This window comes from Acidithiobacillus albertensis (assembly GCF_001931655.1).
Lineage (GTDB): Bacteria > Pseudomonadota > Gammaproteobacteria > Acidithiobacillales > Acidithiobacillaceae > Acidithiobacillus > Acidithiobacillus thiooxidans.
The window spans coordinates 1-1,768 of record NZ_MOAD01000050.1; the positions used below are offsets into that span (position 1 = coordinate 1).

2 protein-coding genes are annotated in these 1,768 nt (G+C 50.6%); both read left to right on the forward strand.

Annotation, left to right across the window (positions count from 1 at the left end; all coding sequences use genetic code 11):
- Positions 1-927 (forward strand): putative PEP-binding protein (locus BLW97_RS17765; RefSeq protein WP_341465668.1); only part of this gene is annotated, 927 nt, incomplete at its 5' end.
- A 296-nt stretch (positions 928-1,223) separates the two neighbouring features.
- The coding region (locus BLW97_RS17770) for a TolC family protein (protein ID WP_158025231.1) at positions 1,224-1,768 on the forward strand (545 nt) is incomplete at its 3' end.

The window sequence follows — 1,768 nt, forward strand, 5'->3', positions numbered from 1 at the left end:
CTGGGCAACCCGGAAATTGCTTTCCAGACGGCTAATCTCCCCAGCGATGGTATTGGTCTGGCGCGGATGGAATTCATCATCAGCAATACCATCAAGGCGCACCCCATGGCTTTGCTCTACCCGGAAAAGGTCAAAGACCCGCAGGAGCGTCTGGCCCTGGCGAAGCTCACCCAAGGCTACACGCAGCCCCAGGATTTTTTTGTGGAACGGCTATCAGAGGGCGTCGGCACCCTGGCTGCCGCTTTTTATCCCAAACCGGTAGTGGTCCGTATGTCTGATTTCAAAAGCAACGAGTATGCCTCATTGCTTGGAGGTCGCGGCTTCGAACCCGAAGAAGACAACCCCATGCTGGGCTTTCGCGGTGCTTCCCGCTATGCACATCCAGCGTACAAAGAAGGTTTTCATCTGGAATGCCTGGCCATGAAAAGAGTGCGAGAAACCATGGGCCTGGATAATGTCATTTTGATGCTGCCTTTTGTACGCCGCGTGCAGGAAGCCGACGACGTTCTTGCGCAAATGGCAGAATTTGGCCTGAAGCGCGGCGAAAATGGCCTGAAAATTTATGCCATGTGCGAAGTCCCCAACAATGTGCTTTTAATTGATGCGTTTGCCCAGCGCTTTGACGGATTCTCCATTGGCAGTAATGATCTCACCCAACTCACTCTCGGGGTTGATCGGGATTCGGAAATTGTCGCCTTTGACTACGACGAGCGCGACGAAGGGGTGAAAACTATGATTCGCCTCGCTGTGGATGGCTGTAAACGGCATGGTATCCACTCTGGAATTTGTGGTCAGGCGCCTTCAGACTATCCGGAAATGGCTGAGTTTCTGGTCGATATTGGCATTGAATCCATGAGCCTCAACCCGGATTCCGTACTGAAAACCACCCTGCATGTTCTGGAACTGGAAAAGCGAGAAATCTATTGAATCTAATTCGGCAGTTAACTCCGCTGAAATGACATTATCCATCTGATAGACTTAGGCGTTTCTTTCATTATCTGAGGAAGAGGGCAATTTATTCTATGGTCATTCAGAGTGATTTGGAGAACTGCTTCTCGTGGAGTGTAAGACGCAGAGGATGTAAAAGGGCTAGAAAGAGCGGCACCCACCGTGAAACTTTAGGCTATTTGTAATTGAAGGCTCTGGATAAGACGGTATCTATCGACTGTTCTGAAAACCACCAGTCTCGGCAAATCTCCAAAATCTTCTACGGGAGAAAATGATTGAAATCCTGGCATTTCCTGGGCTGCTTGCTGCCAGCGTTGATGCTGGCTGGCTGTGCACCGCCCATGCCGCATCTGGCAAAACCTACCCCATTGCAGGATTTACAGCTTGGCAGTGACTTGACACAAAAAAAATCGTCTGTAGCTGCTGTTGCGGACTGGTGGCGTTCTTTACTCAATCAGCCAGAGCAAAACATCATGCAACTGGCTCTTGAAAAAAATCCGGACATGCTTGCTGCGAAAGCAAGAATAGCCTTGGCTTTATCTGCCTTGCGCGAAGCGGGAGCGCAGCGCGAACCACAACTCCAGGGCACCGGTCAGATTGGGGTAAGCCGTTGGACCAAAAATCAATTTTATTTGCCACCCTATGCCGGAGAAACCTCCTGGAACAATTCGTTAAAGTTTGATTTTTCTTTTCATCTTGATCTTTGGGGCAAGGAGCAGGAGCAGGTCAAGGAGGCGCGCCTGCGCTTGCAGGCAGCCGAACAGCAACGGCGCGCTGCCAGGTTGATTCTTGAAAATGCCGTGTTGCAACAGCTTCTTGC